The organism is Bacillus sp. REN3 (genome assembly GCF_017912555.1).
Taxonomy (GTDB): domain Bacteria; phylum Bacillota; class Bacilli; order Bacillales; family Cytobacillaceae; genus Mesobacillus.
Genome location: NZ_JAERSD010000004.1, coordinates 273,728 through 294,803 on the forward strand (window position 1 = coordinate 273,728; position 21,076 = coordinate 294,803).

The 21,076-nt window shown below is 43.9% G+C and carries 16 protein-coding genes, 9 tRNA genes and 1 pseudogene; 4 read left to right on the plus strand and 22 right to left on the minus strand.

What is annotated here, in order from left to right:
- Positions 1-46 precede the first annotated feature (46 nt).
- Together JJQ88_RS05690 and JJQ88_RS05695 are read left to right on the plus strand one after the other, a co-directional pair.
- A pseudogene (locus JJQ88_RS05690) lies at positions 47-847 on the plus strand (alpha/beta hydrolase fold domain-containing protein).
- 488 nt (positions 848-1,335) lie between these two features.
- A complete protein-coding gene (locus JJQ88_RS05695; RefSeq protein WP_210364762.1) occupies positions 1,336-2,094 on the plus strand; it encodes a GNAT family N-acetyltransferase in 759 nt (252 codons plus the stop codon).
- A 161-nt stretch (positions 2,095-2,255) separates the two neighbouring features.
- On the opposite strand, the gene JJQ88_RS05700 is transcribed toward JJQ88_RS05695, so the two are convergent.
- The 6 genes from JJQ88_RS05700 to JJQ88_RS05725 form a co-directional block, all read right to left on the minus strand.
- Positions 2,256-3,470 carry a NupC/NupG family nucleoside CNT transporter gene (locus JJQ88_RS05700; RefSeq protein ID WP_210364763.1) on the minus strand — a complete coding sequence of 405 codons (1,215 nt, stop codon included), beginning with the start codon at positions 3,468-3,470 and terminating at the stop codon, positions 2,256-2,258.
- Positions 3,471-3,709: 239 nt separating this feature from the next.
- Positions 3,710-4,657, minus strand: coding sequence for a sugar-binding transcriptional regulator (locus JJQ88_RS05705; RefSeq protein ID WP_210364764.1), 948 nt, complete (start codon positions 4,655-4,657; stop codon positions 3,710-3,712).
- A gap of 221 nt (positions 4,658-4,878) precedes the next feature.
- Positions 4,879-5,448, minus strand: a complete 570-nt coding sequence (locus JJQ88_RS05710; RefSeq protein ID WP_349237103.1) for a TetR/AcrR family transcriptional regulator — start codon at positions 5,446-5,448, stop codon at positions 4,879-4,881.
- A complete protein-coding gene (locus JJQ88_RS05715; protein ID WP_210364766.1) occupies positions 5,445-6,860 on the minus strand; it encodes an efflux RND transporter permease subunit in 1,416 nt (471 codons plus the stop codon). Before JJQ88_RS05715 ends, JJQ88_RS05710 begins: the two co-directional genes overlap by 4 nt.
- Positions 6,847-8,349 carry an MMPL family transporter gene (locus tag JJQ88_RS05720; protein WP_210364767.1) on the minus strand — a complete coding sequence of 501 codons (1,503 nt, stop codon included), beginning with the start codon at positions 8,347-8,349 and terminating at the stop codon, positions 6,847-6,849. Before JJQ88_RS05720 ends, JJQ88_RS05715 begins: the two co-directional genes overlap by 14 nt.
- A 129-nt stretch (positions 8,350-8,478) precedes the next feature.
- Positions 8,479-9,996 (minus strand): glycine betaine uptake BCCT transporter, encoded by a 1,518-nt coding sequence (locus JJQ88_RS05725; protein ID WP_210364768.1) that lies wholly within the window; start codon positions 9,994-9,996, stop codon positions 8,479-8,481.
- Positions 9,997-10,495: 499 nt separating this feature from the next.
- Here JJQ88_RS05725 and JJQ88_RS05730 point away from each other — a divergent pair, with 499 nt between their 5' ends.
- The gene (locus JJQ88_RS05730; protein WP_210364769.1) at positions 10,496-11,410 is read left to right on the plus strand and encodes a diacylglycerol/lipid kinase family protein; all 915 of its coding nucleotides are present in this window, start codon (positions 10,496-10,498) and stop codon (positions 11,408-11,410) included.
- Between the two features lie 171 nt (positions 11,411-11,581).
- Here JJQ88_RS05730 and yhbH read toward each other — a convergent pair whose 3' ends face one another.
- The 7 genes from yhbH to queG form a co-directional block, all read right to left on the minus strand.
- Positions 11,582-12,748, minus strand: a complete 1,167-nt coding sequence (gene yhbH / locus JJQ88_RS05735; protein ID WP_210364770.1) for a sporulation protein YhbH — start codon at positions 12,746-12,748, stop codon at positions 11,582-11,584.
- Positions 12,749-12,967: 219 nt separating this feature from the next.
- A complete protein-coding gene (locus JJQ88_RS05740) occupies positions 12,968-13,144 on the minus strand; it encodes a hypothetical protein (protein WP_210364771.1) in 177 nt (58 codons plus the stop codon).
- Positions 13,145-13,230: 86 nt separating this feature from the next.
- Entirely contained in the window at positions 13,231-15,126 is a 1,896-nt protein-coding gene (locus JJQ88_RS05745) for a PrkA family serine protein kinase (RefSeq protein WP_210364772.1), read from the minus strand.
- Positions 15,127-15,544: 418 nt separating this feature from the next.
- A complete protein-coding gene (nfsA, locus tag JJQ88_RS05750) occupies positions 15,545-16,294 on the minus strand; it encodes an oxygen-insensitive NADPH nitroreductase (protein WP_210364773.1) in 750 nt (249 codons plus the stop codon).
- 64 nt (positions 16,295-16,358) lie between these two features.
- A complete protein-coding gene (gene trmL / locus JJQ88_RS05755) occupies positions 16,359-16,832 on the minus strand; it encodes a tRNA (uridine(34)/cytosine(34)/5-carboxymethylaminomethyluridine(34)-2'-O)-methyltransferase TrmL (protein ID WP_210364774.1) in 474 nt (157 codons plus the stop codon).
- Positions 16,833-16,899: 67 nt separating this feature from the next.
- Positions 16,900-17,775 (minus strand): amidase domain-containing protein, encoded by an 876-nt coding sequence (locus tag JJQ88_RS05760; RefSeq protein WP_210364775.1) that lies wholly within the window; start codon positions 17,773-17,775, stop codon positions 16,900-16,902.
- A 93-nt stretch (positions 17,776-17,868) separates the two neighbouring features.
- Complete coding sequence (gene queG, locus JJQ88_RS05765; RefSeq protein ID WP_210364776.1) at positions 17,869-19,020, minus strand: tRNA epoxyqueuosine(34) reductase QueG; 1,152 nt, start codon at positions 19,018-19,020, stop codon at positions 17,869-17,871.
- A gap of 108 nt (positions 19,021-19,128) precedes the next feature.
- Between queG and JJQ88_RS05770 the strand changes: the two genes are divergently transcribed.
- Positions 19,129-19,797 carry a B3/B4 domain-containing protein gene (locus JJQ88_RS05770; protein WP_210364777.1) on the plus strand — a complete coding sequence of 223 codons (669 nt, stop codon included), beginning with the start codon at positions 19,129-19,131 and terminating at the stop codon, positions 19,795-19,797.
- A gap of 337 nt (positions 19,798-20,134) precedes the next feature.
- On the opposite strand, the gene JJQ88_RS05775 is transcribed toward JJQ88_RS05770, so the two are convergent.
- From JJQ88_RS05775 to JJQ88_RS05815, 9 genes are all read right to left on the minus strand, one after another.
- Positions 20,135-20,208: transfer RNA gene (locus JJQ88_RS05775), tRNA-Gly, on the minus strand.
- Positions 20,209-20,248: 40 nt separating this feature from the next.
- Positions 20,249-20,330: transfer RNA gene (locus JJQ88_RS05780), tRNA-Leu, on the minus strand.
- A gap of 52 nt (positions 20,331-20,382) precedes the next feature.
- Positions 20,383-20,457 (minus strand) — tRNA-Cys (locus JJQ88_RS05785).
- Between the two features lie 8 nt (positions 20,458-20,465).
- Positions 20,466-20,540 (minus strand) — tRNA-Gly (locus tag JJQ88_RS05790).
- Positions 20,541-20,543: 3 nt separating this feature from the next.
- A tRNA-Gln gene (locus tag JJQ88_RS05795) sits at positions 20,544-20,618 on the minus strand.
- A gap of 40 nt (positions 20,619-20,658) precedes the next feature.
- Positions 20,659-20,734 (minus strand) — tRNA-His (locus tag JJQ88_RS05800).
- 11 nt (positions 20,735-20,745) lie between these two features.
- A tRNA-Trp gene (locus JJQ88_RS05805) sits at positions 20,746-20,819 on the minus strand.
- Between the two features lie 10 nt (positions 20,820-20,829).
- Positions 20,830-20,914 (minus strand) — tRNA-Tyr (locus JJQ88_RS05810).
- 84 nt (positions 20,915-20,998) lie between these two features.
- A tRNA-Phe gene (locus JJQ88_RS05815) sits at positions 20,999-21,074 on the minus strand.
- Positions 21,075-21,076 lie beyond the last annotated feature (2 nt).

Below are 21,076 nucleotides of genomic sequence, written 5' to 3' on the forward strand. Positions count from 1 at the left end.
AGACATTGTTTACGGTCATACAAAGGAACGGGAGCTTACACTCGATATCTTCAAATCGGTCTCTGAAAACGAAAAATTCCCTGCACTTATTAATATACACGGAGGGGGCTGGATGTCTGGAGATAAATGGAAAGCAGGCGGAGGCTGAAACGCTTCGTTCGCGAAATCCGGATTCGTTTGCATCAATATTAATTTCAGGCTGAGCAGAGAGGCTGTTTTCCCAGCTGCTTTATTGGATATCAAGACAGCAATTCGCTGGGTTAAATCGAATGCCGGGAATTATGGGATCGACCCGGACAAAATCGGGATTTGGGGACATTCTTCTGGAGGGCATCTTGCCGCATTAGCAGCATTCAGTGCAGGACATCCTTTGTTCTCAACCGGGACACCGGAATTGGAAAAAGTACATGCTGTTGCTACTTTAGCAGCTCCTGTTGACTTGTTGTCAATGGGGGACTGGCATGACAACCCTAATTCTCCTGAATCGAAGTTTCTCGGCGGAATGGTCCAGCAGCAAACGGAAAAAGCGCAGCAGGCAAATCCCCTAACCTACCTGAATGGAGACATACCGACAACTTTAATTATCCACGGGGAGACAGATGATATTTGCCCCGTGGAGCAAGGCAGGCTCCTTCACCTGGCACTTGAAGACTCATCTTATCTGGAGATAAAAGGTGCCGACCATGATTTAGTTGGCGGAGTATTAACGATGGATGAAATCCTCATCTTGATTCAATCCTTTTTCACAAGAAATTTGAAAATAGGCCTGCCAAATAAGGACTCTCTCGAAAAACATCGTGAAGAAGTAAAGCTCGCAGTGAACTGGTTCAAGGAAAACAGCAAATAATCCTGGGCACATCATTTTTAATAATGGACAAGAGTTGAAAACAATGGATTGCGAACTGGAAAACTAAATCACCAGGTGATTCAACTATTGCTTCGTCCACATTTCCAGTTCAGAGTCATCACAGATTGAGATTCAAGGCTTGAACAGCCTGCCCACCATGGCTCGCTGTTTTTATCAAATTGAAAGGCTGCAAAAAATAACAGAATTTTGATTATTTAATCTCGAACATACTCATAGTTCATTTCTATATTGAATTCACACAGCAATCCGGACAAATCCAATGAATAAAGTGATATTCAGGGACGGAACGTACGAGTTGAAAGTAAAATAGAACATTATAATTAGTTTTGTTGGAGTGATGGCTCGTTTTTAAAGGAGGAACATGCTATTCATCAAAAAACAATAGCGCTTCTTCACGTAAAGGGTGTTATCCTTTTAGGTAAGCGTATTTTAACTCAATCATTCATCATCAAGGAGGCAAGGTATTTATGGAACATTTATCTTTCGGGCATATTTATAAGCTTGGAAATATAGTAGTTGAAAATTCCAAATATAGGCACTACCATTATCCTGAGATGTTAACCAGGTATGCCAGTAATTTCATTGAATTTAAAGTTCTTCCGTCTCTAACTGAATTTAAAGACGCTGAAAGTTACCTGGAAGAATTTCATCGGAAGAAGGGGCAAAAACATTTGAAGTTCGTCTTTCCGGCTAATATCAAGCCAACAGGCGAACTAAATGCTTACTTGGCGGATATGGGTTATGAAACAGGTTTCCTTGAACTGTTTTCCATCGACCCTGAAGACTTTCCAAAGGTGAAAAACAATCCAGATATCGATATTCAAGCAGTGACGGATAAAAATTTGGAAACCCTTCTTCGTTTGCAATATCAGCATGATTTATCCTTTAGCAGTGAATTTGCCCAACAGAAGGCGGATTTGATAAGACGTCAATTTAAGGATCGGCATATCCAGCAGGTTTTAGCTTTTTATCAAGGATCTGCAGCAGGCTACGTAGATGTTATTATCTCTGATGAAACAGCAGAAATTGATAATTTGACTGTTGATGAGCAGTTCCGGAACAAAGGGATTGGCAGCAGCTTACAGAAATTTGTAATGGAATCATATCCTGAAAAGAAAGTCATATTAGTGGCTGATGGAGAGGATACCCCTAAAGAAATGTATAAAAAGCAAAATTATCAGTACCATGGATATCAATATGAAGCACAAAGACTCATTCAAGATTAGGCAGCGACATAGGTTCACTGGTACAAGCAGAATTTGAAGGGGGCGTCCAGATTAAAACGCGCGTTGAGTTGATTGTATCCATTGCAGCGAAAAGAGAAAGGGCGATTCATCCTACAATTGAAATTGCAGGGTGAATCGCCCAAATTTCTGTAAACAGATTATTAGAGTAACATTCCGGCAATTGCGGCACTTAATAGTGAAGCAAGCATACCGGCAATGACTGCTTTGATTCCAAGCTTAGCAATATCACCACGGCGATTTGGCGCCAGGCTTCCTAGTCCGCCAAGCAGGATGCCCATTGAAGACACGTTCGCAAAACCACATAGCGCAAAGCTGATGACTGCAACAGTCTTAGCTGAAAGCTGATCGATTTGCGGTGCGAATGAAGAGTAAGCAACAAACTCGTTAAGGATCAGCTTCTGTCCGATGAATCCGCCAGCCTGTACAGCTTCGGACCATGGAACACCGATTGCGAATGCGAGTGGGGAGAATAAATATCCCAGGATTTTCTCAAGCGTTAAGCCATCGACATTGAACCATCCGCCTACAAAGCCCAGTATTCCATTGATCAATGCAATCAGGGCGATGAACGCAAGGAGCATGGCACCGATATTCAAAGCAAGCTGGAGACCTGTGCTCGCTCCACGTGCAGCAGCATCGATCACGTTTACTGAATCTGTGTCTTTTTCCATTTGCATATCGTCAGATGTCTCTGATTTTTCAGTTTCCGGAATCATGACCTTTGCCATGATCAAGCCTGCGGGTGCAGCCATGAAGCTCGCTGCCAGCAAATATTCAAGTGGCACGCCAAGCATCGCGTAACCGACTAGCACAGAACCAGCAACGGATGCCAGGCCGCCGACCATTACGGCAAAAAGCTCAGATTTAGTCATTTTAGCAAGATACGGCCTTACGACCAATGGTGCTTCAGTCTGGCCAACGAAAATGTTGGCTGCTGCTGATAAGGATTCAGCTTTGCTTGTGCCGAGAAGCTTTGCAAGAGCGCCGCCGATGAATTTAATGACAAATTGCATGATTCCAAGATAGTAAAGAACAGAAATCAAAGAAGAAAAGAAAATAACGACTGTCAAGACTTGGAAGGCAAATATGAATCCAATGTTTTCAGCCTGGAACAATCCACCGAAAAGGAATTGCACACCTGCATCTGTATAATTGATGATTTCCGTTACACCAAGCGAAAGCTTCTTAAGTGCAAGCTTGCCTGTTTCCCATTTCAACACAGCGAACGCAAATAAAAGCTGAATCGCCAAACCACCAAGAATTGTCCTTAAGTTGATTGCCTTGCGGTTATTGGAAAAAATCAAAGCAATCCCGAACACAACCGCAATACCCATCAAGCCCCATAGTATATTCATTACTGGTCCACCTCTTGTTGTATTTTTATTAAACTCTGTTAACGTTTTCACATCACCTGAAAAAAATTTCATTAAAACGTTTACATTTGTTTAAATAAACTTTCTATAGTCAATATACCAAACAAAAAGAACTTTTGTAAACCAATTTTTAAGCAAATGTAAAATGAAAAAAATGACTTTTCACCTTTTCGTCAAAAAAATACCCGTCAGGCTCTAGTATGAAACCTGACGGGCACACTTTATGCTTCCGTTTTATCAATTAAAAACTTTGCTGTGATTTGATCGGTGATGAGGACATTCGTGTATTTCCCCTTCAATGCCCCATATATGCCTTCAATTTTATGGGCTCCGCCCGCAACCAGGATCGAATATTCTTTCTTTTTCAATTCATCCAATTCGATTCCCAGCGTCCTTGCATCCAGATTCTCGCTGCAGACATTTCCATCCTTATCAAAGAATCTGGAGCAAATGTCCCCTACGGCCTTTGAATAAATCACTTTTAAGTCCTCATCCGTAAAGTAGCCTAGTTGGAATAATAGAGATTCGGATTTGATAGGACCGATTGTATAGACGGCGATATTCGCCTGTTTTCCCATATCAAGTATCCTTTTGATATGCCTGTCGGCTTCCATCGCCTGCTTGACGATGACATGGTCGACAATCGCTGGCAATGGCAGATGGTGGGGAGCACTATTGAACGCTTTTCCAAACAAATAGAGGATTTCATTTGCGTATGTGTTAGTCTCGGAATGGCTGACACCGCCCTTCAGCTGGACAACCTTCACATTTTTCAGCGCCTTCTGCTTCAATTCCATTGCTATGTGATAAAGCGTGGTTCCCCATGTCACCCCGATGATATCATCATGGCTGACAATCTCATGCAAATAGGCAGCTGCCCTCTCACCCAGGAAGTTCTTAATCACACTATCCTCATATTGAGGGATATGTGTCACAATCGCCTTTTTAAGGCCAAACTTCTGTTCCAGCTCATATGCCAGATTTTCCACATCTTCTGTTGGATCCATGATTTTGATATCGACGATGCCCTCCTGCTTGGCGATTTGCAAAAACCTCGATACAGTCGGCCTCGACACCCCGAGTTCCTTCGCAATATCGTTCTGGTTGTAATCAAGTAAATAATAGAGCTTTGCAGCCTGGATAATCTTTAACAGCTTCTCTTTTTCCATTCTTCTTCACCTTCGGGAATCGAAATAATGAACAATCTAATTTTAGCAAAAAAAGCTTATGAAAACATTTACATTTATAAAAAGCATAAAAAGTTCATAAATAAGAAATTCTTTACAAATGTAAAAATATCACCTTTACATTTTTATTAATTGTATCATATAACACATTTTTTACACACTAAAAGAGGCAGGTATTTCCCCGCCTCAGACAGAAGACATATTTACATCAGCGAAAGAACCGCTCTTGCATATTGCCTCGCTTGCTGATGTTTCACCTTTTCCTCTAATTGATGGTATGGCTGCTCAGCAGGGAATACAACCTGGCTCAGGAAAATCCCGCTTAATTGTCTTGCAAGCAATTCGGTATCAGCTGTTTTCCCTGTGGCTTGAAAGTGCCTTGACAGACCTTTTTCTATGCTGGAAAAAATCATGTTTGGAAGATTCACTTCGTCCGGCAAGTTCCCCATTAGGCTTTCTGAAACCAGCATTTTTATAAGCGCAGAGTTCTTCGACAGGATTTCCAAACGATTTTCGATGATCTTCACAAGGAACTCCTCTGTGTCCTTTTCTTCTGCCAGCTTAAAGAGATGTGAATCGAATTGTTTTTCCAATGCATTCTTGATGACTGTAACGAACAAGTTTTGCTTCGTGGCAAATTTCCTGAAGAGTGTAACCTCAGCGACATCCGCTTCTCTTGCTATTTCCTGAGTAGTGGCCTGCAATCCCTTCTTTATAAATACCTTCACTGCTGCATTTATGATTTGTTCTGTTTTGTCCTTCAACCCTTTCACCCCGCGTTTGCTGCTTCAACATTCTTGTCCTCATGTTTTATTTTCACAAATCGGTCGAGAATAATCAAGATGGCCGGCATGACAATCATGGTGCTGATAAGAGCAAGCGATATATTGATGAGTGTCATCAGCCCAAAATTGCTTAAGATCACAAAGTCGGAAATCAGCAGTGCGCTAAATCCACCAATTGTTGTAAATGCTGAAGCGAAAATTGCTTTGCCTGCCTTTTGATTAGCGATGCCTATCGCCATTCTGCTTGCTCTTCCCTTTTTCCGTTCTTCAAAATAACGTTCCATGATCAGAATAGTGAATTCTGTCCCTATCCCAATGATCAGCGCACCCAATGTTGCGGTCAGAGGTGTATACTCCATTCCCATCATGTGCATAGCCCCGCCTGACCAGCCGACGATCAGGATGATGGGAAGGAGGGGTAGGAACGCTTTGACAGGATGACGATAAATAGCCAGCAACCCTACAAATACAAGCCCCATGCCAAGAAGTGTCATTTTATATCGGCCTGATGTAAGAGCGATCACCATTTCCGCATCCAACACCGCCTTGCCGGTCACTGTCGTTTCAATCCCATTTACTCCTTTTCTTTCTAAATAATCATCCAAGCGTTCAAGGAAACCTTTCAATGGTTCTCCCTCAAGATGCTTGATTCCAACTGCTATGACTCCTTTCGTCTGCGTTTCATTGATTAGCAGCTTCCGCTGGTTTTCCGGCATATCGTTAATTTGGATGTCCAAACTTTCCTGCTGAGGCAATTTCCCTTCGTTCATTTGTCTCAACGCGCTGGTGATCGAACGTGAGCCGACAATTGTTTCTGGATAATCTTCAGAGAGTGATTGGGTTATATGATCGACCCATAAGATAACTTCTTCTTTCGTCACGTTATCTGCTTCATATATGATTGAAATTTGATCTGTTGTTCCAAGGATTTCCCGCAATCTTTGAATGTCTTCAAGTTCCTGTGTATCCTGCGGCATGAAATTTTCAACATCTGTTTCCGCCCCTGCCTCCAGATCAACCCAGATTCCCAGTCCTGCTGTGAGGAAGGCGATAATGATAATGCTCCATCTAAATGTAAGCAATTTCTGCGTGAGAGAGCTCAGTATTTTTTCTGCAGTACCCCGATTATTTTTCGCACTATTTTCATTCTTTCTTGAATGGAAGAAATGATCTCTGGTGAAAAGAACAGGAATCAGTATGAAAACGCCCACTATAAAGCTGACTGCCATGCCTAATGTCAGCATTTTCCCAAAATCCTTAATCATTGGGACAGGCGATGTGTACAAAGCGATAAATCCCAGAGCTGTTGAAATCAAAGCTGTCAGAACAGCCGGCACCATTTTCATAACTGTTTGGTAAAGGCTTTTTTCTGCTTTTCCTTTGTGTTTACTCATATTCATTTGGATCCGCCTCCACTTCCATTTCTTCGGAATATCTGCTCTGGAATTGAATGGCATAATCTATTCCAAGTCCGATCAGTATTGGAAACACTGCCATCGATACCATCGTTATTGGGATTTGCACCCAGCCCATAAGGCCAACTGTACCCATCACAGCAACCAAAATAGCTGATAAAGAAAGTAAGCGCCAACTAACTTTCATGGTGAACAATAAGACGACTACCATGAACATAAGCGACAGTATCATCATTTTCTGCATGCTTTCTTTCATGGAAGAACGGATTGCATCATCCAATACAGGCTTGCCTGAAACCATCATTTTTGTTGATGCTAGTTTCTCATCAGCTAAGTAATTTTTGATGAGTGCTGTTATTTCGCCTTTGGAAGCATCACTGGCATTCCCTTCAAATTTTATGATCATCGCCATTGTCTGATCGTCCATAACTACTTCTTCAAAAATTTCTTTAAGCTTGCCATCTTCATCGTATACTAGATGGTCAAGAGTCTCTTGCTGATCGGGCAGGGCAGGATGCATCGTATCAGCATACTGGTTCATCGTCTCAAGATGATCACTGATTGCTCCTAGCTTATTTCCCATTTCCCCAAGGCCGGTCCCCATTTGTGACAATTCCTTTTTTTGTTTTGCCTGCTCTTCCTGCATTTTTCCAAACTGGTCCTGCTGCCTTGCCAGTCCGCTTTCGACTTTCAGGTCATTGATAGTCTGACTGGAAGCCTGTGGAAGGGAAGCAGACTTCTCTGATACCTGAATCATTTTTTCTGAAAGCTGGAATAACTGCATGCTCATTTTTTTAAGCTGGACTTCCTTCTCTTTTTGCTGGGGATTCGCTGGCTCCATCATTGATGCCAATTCACCAGGCTTGATGCCAGCTTCCTTTGTCTGGCTGCCAAACTGGACATAGCCATTAACTAGCTCATCCTTGTCTCCCTTTAGCTTTTCCTGGCCTTCCATCATCCTGGTCATTTCCTGATTTAATTCCTGCATCTGACGATCAAGGCTAAGTTGGTCCGCTCCTCCTGAAGTGCTATCATTCACCTTATTTCCAATATCTATCAATGAATTACCCATCTTTTCCAGGCTGTCTGCAATTTCATTGATGCCTTCATGGTATTTCTCTCCCTGCTTTGCTGACATTTGCTCGATCACTGAAATCGGGCTGATGATACTGTAAATATCCTGATTGACATTCAGTTTCTCTTCAAGATTCTTCATATGCTTGAGCCGGTCAGTCGCAAGGATATTTCCAGGACCAGTCGCTTCATATAATACGACAATGGATTCGCCTCCGAATTCCTCTTCAAGCTGTTGATTATTCTTGTAAACCTTCGAATCTCTGCTAACAAGGGTATCATTTCCGGTATTCATCTCGATATTTCTAACGCCTCCTGCAAGGATCAAGATAGCCAGCAAGGTGAACAACATCGACTTAATTGGATATTTCGCCAGCAATCCTGCAAGTCTATTAAGCATAAGCGGATTCCCCCTCCTTTTAATGAGTGTAAGTAGTTACTTACATGTTACTCATTATAAGTGAAGGACTTCCTCCTGTAAATAAAAAAAACACCTTCCGATTAGAGTGCGGAAGGTGTTTTGCAATGACTATTCATGCTTGTGCTTCGGGATCCTTCCGATGCCAAGCTCTTTTGCCTCCTTGCTCAAAGCCTTGACCAAACTGATTGCCATCAGTCCCATAATTAGAGAAAACGGCAAGGCGGCGATGATCATTGTGTTTTGCAGCGCCTGCAGTCCTCCCGTATAAAGAAGTACCAATGAAGTAGCAGCAAGCAGAACCCCCCATGTCAGCTTGATCCTGTTGCCAGGGGTAAGTGATCCATTTGTCGTCATCATTCCAAGCACATAGGTACCGGAATCTGCCGATGTAATGAAGAATGTCCCTACTAATATGATAGCCAAAATGGACATGACGGAACCGAGAGGAAAATTAGAAAATACGCCAAACAAGGATTCTTCAACAGCAAGTTCCGATATTTTGGCAACCCCTTCGTGTTCAAGCAGCATTGCTGTCCCACCAAAGGTAGAGAACCAGAAGAAGCTTACAACCGACGGTACAAGCAATACACCGAACACAAACTCCCGAATAGTCCTGCCTTTAGAAACTCGAGCTATAAAAATGCCTACAAACGGAGCCCATGCAATCCACCAGGCCCAATAGAATATGGTCCAGCCATTGATCCATGATCGTACATCATCATTCAGAGGAGAAATCCTGAAGCTCATTGCTGGGAGATACTGGATGTAAGTGCCAATCGTATTGGTGAAAATATTCAGGATGAACTTTGTCGGCCCCAGGACAAACATGAGGAACAACAGGAGAACGGCTAAAATCATATTCGTGTTACTTAGAATTTTAATTCCTTTGCCAAGTCCAGTCATTGCAGAAATCATGAAAAGTACGGTTACGATGAGGACAATGACAAACTGGGTTAAAAAGCCTGCAGGAATTCCAAAAAGGTAGGTTAACCCACCATTTATTTGTACAGCTCCAAATCCTAAAGTGGTCGCTACGCCAAAGACGGTCGTGACAACAGCAATAATGTCGATTACTTTACCAGTGACTCCGCTTGCATGCCTGCCCAGTACAGGTTCAAGAGCAGCACTGATGATTCCCGGCTTTCCATGTCTGAAATTAAAATAGGCAAGAACCAGGGCAACAATTCCGTATATCGCCCAGGCATGGATGCCCCAGTGGAAAAACGTGTATCTAAGCGCATCCCGCAGTGCCTGGTCCGTTCCCGGTTCTCCGCCGGATGGCGTCTGAACCATAAAGTGGCTGATTGGTTCTGCCGACCCGTAGAACACAAGCCCGATCCCCATGCCGGCACTGAACAGCATCGCAAACCACGTCGGCCTTGAAAACTCAGGTTTTTCATCCTGCCTCCCAAGCCTGATTTTTCCTAGCGGACTGATCAAAAAATACAAAGTTACAATCAACAACAGAGAAACAATAATTAAATAATACCAGCCGAATGAATCAGTTATGAATGTCTGGATATTTGCAGTGATTTTTTCCAGCTTATCCGGAACAAAGATTCCAAAAAGAACCATTAATAACAGGATTCCAGCCGATATTAGAAATACCGATGAAGTTTTCTTCATCAAAAAACTCCCTTCTTCATTTCTATACGTTTGCTTTTATTTATTGGCCCTTTAATACCCTATCACAAAGTTTCACATTTTTGAAACATAGTACTCGCGACATAGGTATTATTTCCGTTTTTTAGTAAATATGTTCATTTTTCGCCGATTTTTATAATTATTTGGATAAGATGGGAGGATTTCCAATGGAATCCCAGCAACGATTAGTCCTTTTCGTTTCGTGGACCCAAAGGATATTATCATAACCTCCGGGTATCTAGAGTGCTTCCGGGTCAATTGCCAAGGATTTTTTGTCTCAACCTTCTTTCTTTGTGCTGAAGACATTCACAACATCTGAAACTCCCGTCTGAATCCATTCTGGAATATTCCGGGATTTCTCCGTTCACACATTTTTACTTTTTAATAAGGTTGGATCCTGCCTTTCGGTGGAAAAGAATAAGCGACTCAATACTCTATTGTCTGGGTAAAATAGTTAACGAAGTCTCAGGATGTGAAAAAAATGGAATTCAAGAAAGCTATCTTAATCTATAATGGCTCAGCGGGCCAAAAAGACATTGAACAAATACTTGGGCCAACTGTTCCGATTCTAGCTGCTGCCGTCCCGGTTTTACAGATTTTCCAAACCCAAGAGCAAGGCCATGCAAGAAAACTTTGTGAAACATATGGTGAACAGACCGACCTCATCATCATCCTCGGAGGCGATGGGACGGTCCATGAATGCATCAATGGCCTTGCAGGACTGGAACACAGGCCGGCAGTAGCGATTTTGCCTGGAGGTACTTGCAATGACTTCGCAAGGACATTGGGAATCGACATGGACCTCCGGATGGCAGCAAAACAATTGATGGATGGCGAGATAGCGTCCGTAGATATCCTAAAGGTGAATGATCACTATAGTTTGAATTTTTGGGGGATTGGATTGATCGCTGAAACTTCAATGAATATCAATCAAACGGAAAAAGAACGGCTTGGGAAGATAAGCTATATGCTTAGTGTCATGCGTACTATGAAGGAAATGAATCCTTTCAAGTACGAACTGGAGGTTGACGGAAAGAAAGTGGATGGCGAAGCAGTGATGATTTTTGTTGCTAACGGAAAATATGTTGGAACAAACCCATTGCCATTTCAAGCAATCGAATATGATGACGGCCTGGCGGACGTGTTTATTATCAAAAATGCCAATCTGGTTCTTCTTAAAGAAGTATCGACAGCCGATGTCACAGTCGATGGCAATGAAGCAAGCAGGGAGCTTGACCATTACAGGGGGCAGGCCATAACAATCAAAACTGAAAACGAAATGGAAGCTGATATGGATGGCGAAGTCTATTTGAATACCCCTGGCTATATCCAGGTATTGAAGCATCACTTACGCATACTGAAACCCCAAAATGAAAACGTCCAAACCAATAATTAGACGGCAGGCTCGGAGCCTGCCGTCATTCATTGGAAATAAAGCAAATCCTTCCTATTGAAACCTGGAATGCTTTGCATTTTTACGTAAGGATGAAGCAACTGAATGATAATCGGAACCTCCATTAGCACGGATAGGTCTCTTTTTTTACCTGGCTGCCTCCCCTGCCTGCCGTTACGCATAAAGCTTATTCTCTTCTTTCTTGAAAAAGCTTTTCATCGCATGGAACACATCGGCTTTTTGCTTGAGGATATAGTAACGGAAGTTTTCGTCTTTGATGTTTTTATATGCGGACATAAGAGTCGAGTGGCGGTTGTACTGATTGACTTCCCCATAGCCGAACATATTGGAGACTTTCATCAGTTCTTCAACTAATTTCACGCAGCGGGCGTTATCGGAGGTCAGGTTATCACCATCAGAAAAATGGAACGGATAGATATTGAATTTGTTCGGATTGTATTTAAGATCTATAAGTTCTAAAGCTTTTTTGTATGCGGATGAGCAGATTGTTCCGCCGCTTTCTCCTTTTGAAAAGAAATCTTCCTCAGATACTACCTTTGCTTCAGTGTGATGGGCAATGAACTCAATCTCTACGGTTTCATATTGTGAGCGAAGGAAACGGGTCATCCAAAAGAAAAAGCTTCTCGCCATATATTTTTCCCATAATCCCATGCTACCGCTCGTGTCCATCATCGCCAGCACGATGGCTTTTGAATCCGGCTTCATGACTTCGTTCCATGTCTTGAACTTAAGGTCCTCACGGTAAATCGGATGGAATGAGGGCTTTCCAGCCATGGCATTCCGTTTATAAGCAGTCATCATAGTCCGTTTTTTGTCGATATTGCCCATCAATCCTGTCTTCCTTATATCATTGAATTCCACGTTTTCAACCAGATGTTCCTGGTGCTCTTTGCGTTTCAGGTTTGGCAGTTCCAATTGCTTGAACAGCGCTTCTTCAATCTCCATCATCGATACTTCAGCTTCATAATAGTCTTCCCCAGCCTGGTCACCTGCTCCCTGGCCTTTTCCGGGACCCTTTTGCCCCGAACCGTCCCGGGCAACGACATCACCGACTTTGCTGTCACCGTTCCCCTGGCCGACATGCTTGTTTTTATCGTAATTATATCTGATCTTATATTCATCCAATGATCTGATTGGAATTTTCACGACATCCCTGCCATTGGACATGATAATGCTTTCTTCCGTGATCAAATCTGGCAAATTATTGCGGATGGCATCCTGCACCTTCTCCTGGTGGCGCTGTTGATCATCATGCCCTTTGCGGTGGAGGGACCAATCTTCCTGTGAAATCACAAACTGGCGGCTGCTGTCATCGGTCATTTTCAACCCCTCCTAAAAAATTCTCACAAGTCTGTAACACAATGGACCTGACTTTCATACAATAACCCGATGGCAAAAATCCAAAAGGGAAATGTAATTACTCTATCATATGCAGTCAGCAAAAATAATTTACAAATAATTTCGACAATTAGGCAATCTATCCAAGAATGGACAAGCCCGTTTTAACAGCAAAAAATAACCTTTGCCAATTGGCAAAGGTTATTTTTTATCCTGATCAAATTGCACCGGGTCCGGAGCTTTGTCATAATCTTCCTTCAGTACTTGTCCTGTACGGCGGTTTTCCATCTGTTTACCGAGGTTTTCCATCTCCTCTTCATTAGAGGCCATAGAGCCATTCTTGGGAGTATAGTTTTTCGGCAATTCTTTTTTATCCATCTTTATCACCCCTTGCCTCTACTATTCCCTGATAGCTCGTTCTGTAAACGTTCAGGGAGCCAGCAACTTTACTGGCTCCCCATGCTTTACCGATTCAGCAGGCTGCCTACATAACGCAGCAGTTCATTAGCAGACGTTGAGTTATATCCGTGCTCGTCAATCAATCTTTCCACGACACTGTTGATTTTCTTCAATTGCATCTCATCCGGAGTCTTAGTGGAAGTCGTGATTTTCACCACATCCTTAAGATCAGCAAACAGCTTCTTCTGGATCGCTTCACGTAGCCGGTCATGCGAGTTGTAATCGAACCTCTTTCCTTTCCTTGCATAAGCGGAAATCCTAATCAGGATTTCTTCGCGGAACGCCTTTTTGGCATTTTCCGAAATGCCGATCTGCTCTTCGATCGAACGCATCAGCTTTTCGTCAGGGTTGATTTCCTCCCCTGTCAGCGGATCACGGAGTTTTGCCTTATTGGCATAGGCCTCGACATTATCAAGGTAATTATCCATAAGGGTCTTGGCTGATTCTTCATATGAATAGACGAATGCTTTCTGTACTTCTTTTTTGGCGATCTCATCGTACTCCTTGCGGGCGATGGAAATGAAGTTCAGATAGCGCTCCCTCACCTCATTAGTGATGGATGGGTGCTGATCGAGACCTTCCTTCAGGGACCTTAGTACATCCAGTGCGTTAATGGACTTGATTTCTTTCCGGATGATCGTAGACGAAATCCGGTTGATGACATAGCGTGGATCGATCCCGCTCATCCCTTCATCCTGGTATTCTTTTTTGAGTTCATCAACATCAGCACTGTTATATCCTTCCACACTCTCCCCGTCGTAAAGCCGCATTTTCTTGATCAAGTCAATGTCGCCTTTTTTCGGGTCCTTCAGACGAGTAAGAATCGTGAACATTGCCGCGACCCTAAGGGTGTGGGGAGCAATATGGACATCGCTGACATCACTTTCCCTGATCATTTTTTCGTATATCTTCTCTTCCTCGGTGACCTTAAGATTATAAGGAATCGGCATGACAATGATCCGGGAATGCAACGCTTCATTTTTTTTATTTGAAATGAACGAACGGTATTCAGTTTCATTGGTATGCGCGACAATCAATTCATCGGCACTGATCAGCGCGAACCTGCCCGCCTTGAAATTGCCTTCCTGTGTAAGGCTCAACAAATGCCAGAGGAATTTTTCATCACATTTCAGCATTTCCTGGAATTCCATCATGCCGCGGTTCGCCTTGTTAAGCTCACCATCAAACCGATACGCTCTTGGATCGGACTCTGAACCATATTCGGCAATGGTCGAAAAATCGATGCTGCCTGTCAGATCGGCGATATCCTGTGATTTTGGGTCAGACGGGCTGAAGGTGCCGATTCCAGTTCGCCGGTCCTCCGAGAAGAAAATTCTCTCGACCATCACATCCTCAATCTTCCCTTCATATTCCTGCTGAAGCCTCATCATATTCAAAGGCGATAAATTCCCTTCGATACGGATGCCATATTCATCATAAAAATCCTTCCGCAAATGGTGGGGAATCATATGAAGCGGGTCTTCATGCATCGGGCATCCCTTGATGGCATAGATTGCTCCTCTATCTGTATGGGAATAGGCTTCAAGCCCCCGTTTCAGCATTGTGACAAGTGTGGACTTACCGCCGCTCACCGGTCCCATCAGCAAGAGGATCCTTTTCCTCACATCAAGCCTCTTGGCGGCAGGATGGAAATACTCTTCCACAAGACGTTCGAGCGCCTCTTCAAGCCCAAAAAGCTGTGAATTGAAGAATGAATAGCGCTTCTTTCCTTTTACCGTCTCTATTCCTGCATCCTTGATCATATTATACACACGAGAATGTGCCGATTGCGCAACCCATGGCTGTTCCTTCACTATTTCCAGGTACTCCCTGAACGTCCCTTCCCATTTCAGCTTCTCTTCATCCTGGCGATACAACTCAATCTTTTTTAAAATATCCATATGGACCTCCCCATGTAGCGTAATCAAGAGACGATTACTATACTGTATGCAGCAGGTAGATTGAACATGCGTCAACGCACGGCAGTCCATATCGTCCTTTTTTCCTTTGCGCTTGTAAGGAAATCCCTAAAAAGATAGGATATTTTTTCCTTGACGGCAGGATTGGATTCAAACATGGTGGGCAGGATATTTTCGTTGTCCCAGGCATAAAAAATACTGCCCATTCCTTCACAGTTTCGAATTATTAGGCTATAATGGTTCCATATGGACAAATTCCAATCAAAGGGAGGCTTACATACATGAAACTTCTATTGATATTGGGCGTTTCCGTTGCATTCCTGTCTGCGATCTTCACTGCAGGATACAATGATAAGCCGGGGATGAACAAAAAATAAAAAGGCTGCCGTTTGGCAGCTTTTTATTTTTTGTTCATCATTTGATTTTCCACGAATCGCCTCATGTACATGCGAGATTTCCGTCCGAGCATTTTCGCCATTTGCCCTGTCCAGGTATCCTCACGCTTTCCGCCTGTCCTTTCCCGATAATACTCCGATATGATCCGGTTGTATTCAGAAAGCTGGACTTTGTACTTATCCTCATCCTGCTCATATTCATTCTCCATATAGATATGATCCAGCGGCAGCCTGGGCTTCTTGTCGTTCTGCTCGTCCGGATACCCTACTGCCAAGCCGAAAAGTGGTACAACATATTCCGGTGTCTTCAACAGTGCTTTAACCCCGTCAAGATCATTGCGGATTCCGCCAATATAGCAAATCCCAAGTCCCATCGATTCCGCCGCGATTGCGGCATTCTGGGCAGCCAGGGCCGTATCGATCAAAGCTACCATGAACTTTTCCGTGCTTTCAATCGAATCGTTGAGGTCGGTCTCCTCGATTTTGCCTATGACCCGATGGCGATTAAGATCGGCACAAAAAACAAAGAAATGGCCATTTTCAGCCGCATAAGTTTGATTGCCAGCGATCTCTGCAAGCTTCTGTTTTTTTTCCCTGTCCGTAATCCCGATGATGGAATACGCCTGGATAAAGCTTGATGTAGAAGCGGCCTGGGCGCTCTGGACAATCATATCGATTTCTTCCTTGCTTAGACGCTTGTCCTGGAACCGCCTAACAGAACGGTGGTTCAGGATTGTTTCGATTACCTGGTTCATATACCGTCAACTCCATGTCTAGGATGGTGATGAAAAAGAGACCGGTCTCCCGGTCTCCCCCATTTTAACGTAAATCCCTGTAACCCTGCTGCCTCAACGCTTCATAAATCAAAATCGCAGCCGTGTTCGACAGATTCAGCGACCGGATGTTCTCATTCATCGGCAGCCTTAGGCACCGGTCCATATTTTCTTTGATCAGTTCTTTCGGCAGCCCGGTCGTTTCCTTGCCAAAAACGAAGAAGAAATCTTTTTCAGCAGCGCTATAATCGAAATCAGAATGGGCTCTTTGCCCGAACTTCGTAATATAGTAAAATTGCCCGCCCTGATTCTTTTCAAAAAAATCATCAAGAGAATCATAATAATGGATCTTAACGTGTTCCCAATAATCCAGTCCTGCGCGTTTAAGCATTTTGTCGTCTGTTGAGAACCCAAGCGGCCTGATCAGGTGCAGGGCTGTATCCGTTCCAGCGCATGTACGCGCGATATTGCCTGTGTTCGCTGGAATCAGTGGCTGATATAATACTACATGCAATGCCATGGTTTCACCTCAAATTAAACTCTAACAGCTATTATACCATTTTGGACCCGTGCGACAAACACGTTTACTAGTCATCCATGATCGTAAAAAACTTATATTTCATGTTTGGCGTGTAGGCGGTCGAATCCTCATATGCCCAGTACCGCTTCCGGCTGTTGTACGTATGGGCATTGACAAGCGGCATGCCATTGGCATCATGTCCGGTGACAATCGTCGTATGGTCAAACCTGCCGTCTCCCTGGAAATCATAGCAAATGACATCCCCGAGTTTCAGCTGTTCTGCTCCATTTACCTCCCTTGCCCTCAGGCCAAGCTTCGAACCCGGAAGATACCAGCGCATCGCATTGGCGACTGACCAGCTATAGCTCCAGTTACTGCTCTGCATCCACCAGCCATTGCTACGGTTCGGGTACCCCCTCATTGGAGCACCTCCGGCATGGAGGCACTGGGAGATATAATTCGTACAATCCACTTCGAACTTTTTGTATGCAGGATTATAATCATTCCACCATCTTTCCGCATACTGGACAGCTTTAAGCCGGTTGTATTCATATTGGATCCGGTCCAGACTGTCATCCTGTCCTTGCTCGGGATCTCCTTCAAATTCTAACCCGGGCCGATATTCATCCAGTTTTTTATCCTTCACAAGGACCCTTTTGTAGAACTCAGCGCATCTTTGTTCCACTTCTTCCTCAATGTAAAACAACCCTTTTTGGCTGATCAAGAATTGAAAGTGAACCTCGTATAAGACTTTCTCTGATTCCCTTTCATTGGATGTACTTTTAATTCTGCCCTGCGCAGTTGCTTTGACGATATCAGCAGCCCTTCTTGCGCAGCTCTGCTTCTTTTTCTCTATTTCCGGACATTCATGAAGCTGGCTCCGCGGCATCGAGACACATTGAAGAACACGCTGCTCAAGCAGCTCCATCAGTTGATCACGCACTTTCATCCCTCCCGCTCCTTCCATCATTCATATGTATGAAAGAGAAGGCGATTTCACGCATAAAAAAAGAATGGATATTGCATCCATTCTTAGTCAGGCATTCACTTCCGCTCTGTCCCGGTAAAAATCCAGCCCTTTACGTATTTCGTTCTGTACCTCTTCATCTTTTTCCGTTTCCAGAGCGTCCCCTAAAGCTGTAAACGCAGCAGGACCTCCGATTTTACCAAGTGCCCATGCTGCTGTTCCTCTAAGGACCGGTCTGGGATCATCCTTCATCACCGCAATCAGTTCCTGGACAGCAGTATCATCCTTATAGTGGGCAAGTGCGATGACTGCATTTCTTTGAATCGGCTTTTTCCCTCTCCATGATCCCGAAACATGGCCGAATTTTTCTTTGAATTCACGATTGCTCATTTTTAAAAGTGGCTTTAGCAGCGGTTTAGCTATTTCCGGATCAGGCTCCATCTCCGGATGGAAATGAAAATCCTTCCCTTTATTTTCAGGACAAACAGTCTGGCAAGTATCACAGCCGTACAAACGGTTACCCAGCTTACCCCGGAACTCATCCGCAAGAAAACCCTTCGTTTGGGTCAGGAAAGCTATACACTTTTGCGAGTCAAGCTGGCCGCCCTGGACTAGCGCCCCAGTTGGACAAACGTCCACACACATGTTGCATGTCCCGCATTTATCTTCCATTGGCTGGTCAGGCTCGAAAGGGATATTTGTAATCATTTCTCCAAGATAGACATAAGAACCGAATTCTGGAGTGATAATCGAGCAATTCTTGCCGCTCCATCCAATCCCTGCCCGCTCAGCCACTGCCCTGTCAACCAGTTCTCCCGTATCGACCATCGATTTGAACCTTGCACCCGGTACGTTTGAAGCAAGATATTGTTCCAGCTTTTCCAGCCGCGCCTTCAGGACTATGTGATAATCCGTTCCCCATGATGCCCGGCAGAAGATACCTCTTCTTTCCCCCCTCTTGCTGACGACCTTTGTCCCCATTTTCGAGGGATAGGCAAGCGCGATCGAAATGATTGATTTAGGCTTATCAAAAATCAATCCTGGCTCTGTCCTCTTTTCAATATCCTTTTCTTCGAAACCAGATTGATAATTCAGCTCCTGCTGCCTGTACAGCCGTATCTTCATTTCCTCAAAAGCTGTCGGAGCCGCAAATCCGATTTTATCTATCCCGATCTCTTTGCTATAGTCGATTAGCTCTTGTTTAAGCTTATTTACATCCATGGTATCCCTCCTTTCTTTTAAGCTGATCTATTCATAAGAATCCATTGATTGTAAAAGCAAATCCCTTTTATGATAAACTATTTTAAAGCAGTTTTGGAGGTGGAATCAATGGAAATTAAAGTTTCCAACACAGTATGCACGCTCATTCCCCGATTCTCCATCGGAGTCATTGAGTATGACGGTGTCAAGATAGGAGCTTCGCCGCAAATGCTTAAAGGCAGGCTGCAGTTCTTTCAGGAATCGATTTACTTTGATTTGTTGGAAAAGAATGTGACAGATCTTAAAGGAATAAAAGAGTGGCGCGAAATTTTCAGAAAGACCGGAAAAGATCCGAACCGTTACAGACATTCCGCTGAAGCATTGTACCGGAGGGTCAAGAAGCAAAATTATCTTCAGTCAGTACACAGCGCCATCGACCTGAACAATTTCTTCTCCCTCCAATACCAGCTGCCAATCGGGGTTTATGATCGAGACAAAATAAATGGCGAAGTCCAGATCAAACTTGGAAAAGAATCAGAAGAATATCTAGGCTTGAATGGCAGATCGAACAATCTGGCCAACCTGATTGTTTCAGCTGATGACCATGGTCCTTTTGGCAGTCCCTTTGTGGATTCTGAACGGACACTCGTCACCGAAGCAACGACAAACGCTATGCAAATCATTTATTTAAGACCCTCTGAGCCAAGAGAAAACCAAGAAAAAATGACCAAATCACTGATGGACATGTTCACACAAATACATGGAGGGAATGGTACCTATAAAGTCATCACATGCTAAGGCATCTATATTGCGTGGATTGCCTCTCCCTTCCTGTTGCAGCCAAAACTGCGGAAAGGGACATGGTATGGTGGTCCGGCGCCAATTTTGACTAAACCAGGACAATGCTAATGGGTGTGGGTACACTAAACCCTCGCCCAAGTTATCCAGGGCACTCCCAGTGGATTTCGAGACATTCAGACACACCTCCTTTGGCATTTTAAAACGAACTCATTGTGGACGTGAAGGGCTTTGCCTTTGATGACGGAAATTTTGGTCAGATGCGGAAAATGAGGATAATGAAAAAACGCAACACCTCGTTTTCTGGAAACGAAATGCTGCGTTAGTCACGTATGTATGGAGCGGGTGATGGGAATCGAACCCACTACATCAGCTTGGAAGGCTGAGGTTTTACCAGTAAACTACACCCGCATGAAACAAAGAAAACAGGCAAACCTGTTTATAAAATGGATACCGGTGGTCGGGATCGAACCGACACTCCTTACGGAACACGATTTTGAGTCGTGCGCGTCTGCCTATTCCGCCACACCGGCATATTAAGATTTTTAGCAATGGTTCTTCCATTGCTAATCCACTAAGAATCAATGGAGGCGGCAACCGGATTTGAACCGGTGAATAAAGGTTTTGCAGACCTTTGCCTTACCACTTGGCTATGCCGCCATATATTCTGGAGCGGAAGACGGGATTCGAACCCGCGACCCCAACCTTGGCAAGGTTGTATTCTACCACTGAACTACTTCCGCAAATGGCTGGGCTAGCTGGATTCGAACCAACGAATGACGGAGTCAAAGTCCGTTGCCTTACCGCTTGGCTATAGCCCAATAAAATCTTATTCAGATACCCACGAAATTATGAATATAATGGGGCGACTGATGGGAATCGAACCCACGAATGTCGGAACCACAATCCGATGCGTTAACCACTTCGCCACAATCGCCATTATATAATTGGCAGGGGTAGTAGGAATCGAACCCACACCAAAGGTTTTGGAGACCTTCGTTCTACCGTTAAACTATACCCCTGTAGTAAAAATGGTGGAGGGGGACGGATTCGAACCGCCGAACCCTGAGGGAGCGGATTTACAGTCCGCCGCGTTTAGCCACTTCGCTACCCCTCCGTATTATAACATGAATCCTCTTGTTGAAAAACCACTATACCAGCATTTTTCAACCTTGAAACCCGGAGTATCCAGTCCAAGGAATGGTGGCTCAGGACGGAATCGAACCGCCGACACAAGGATTTTCAGTCCTTTGCTCTACCGACTGAGCTACTGAGCCAT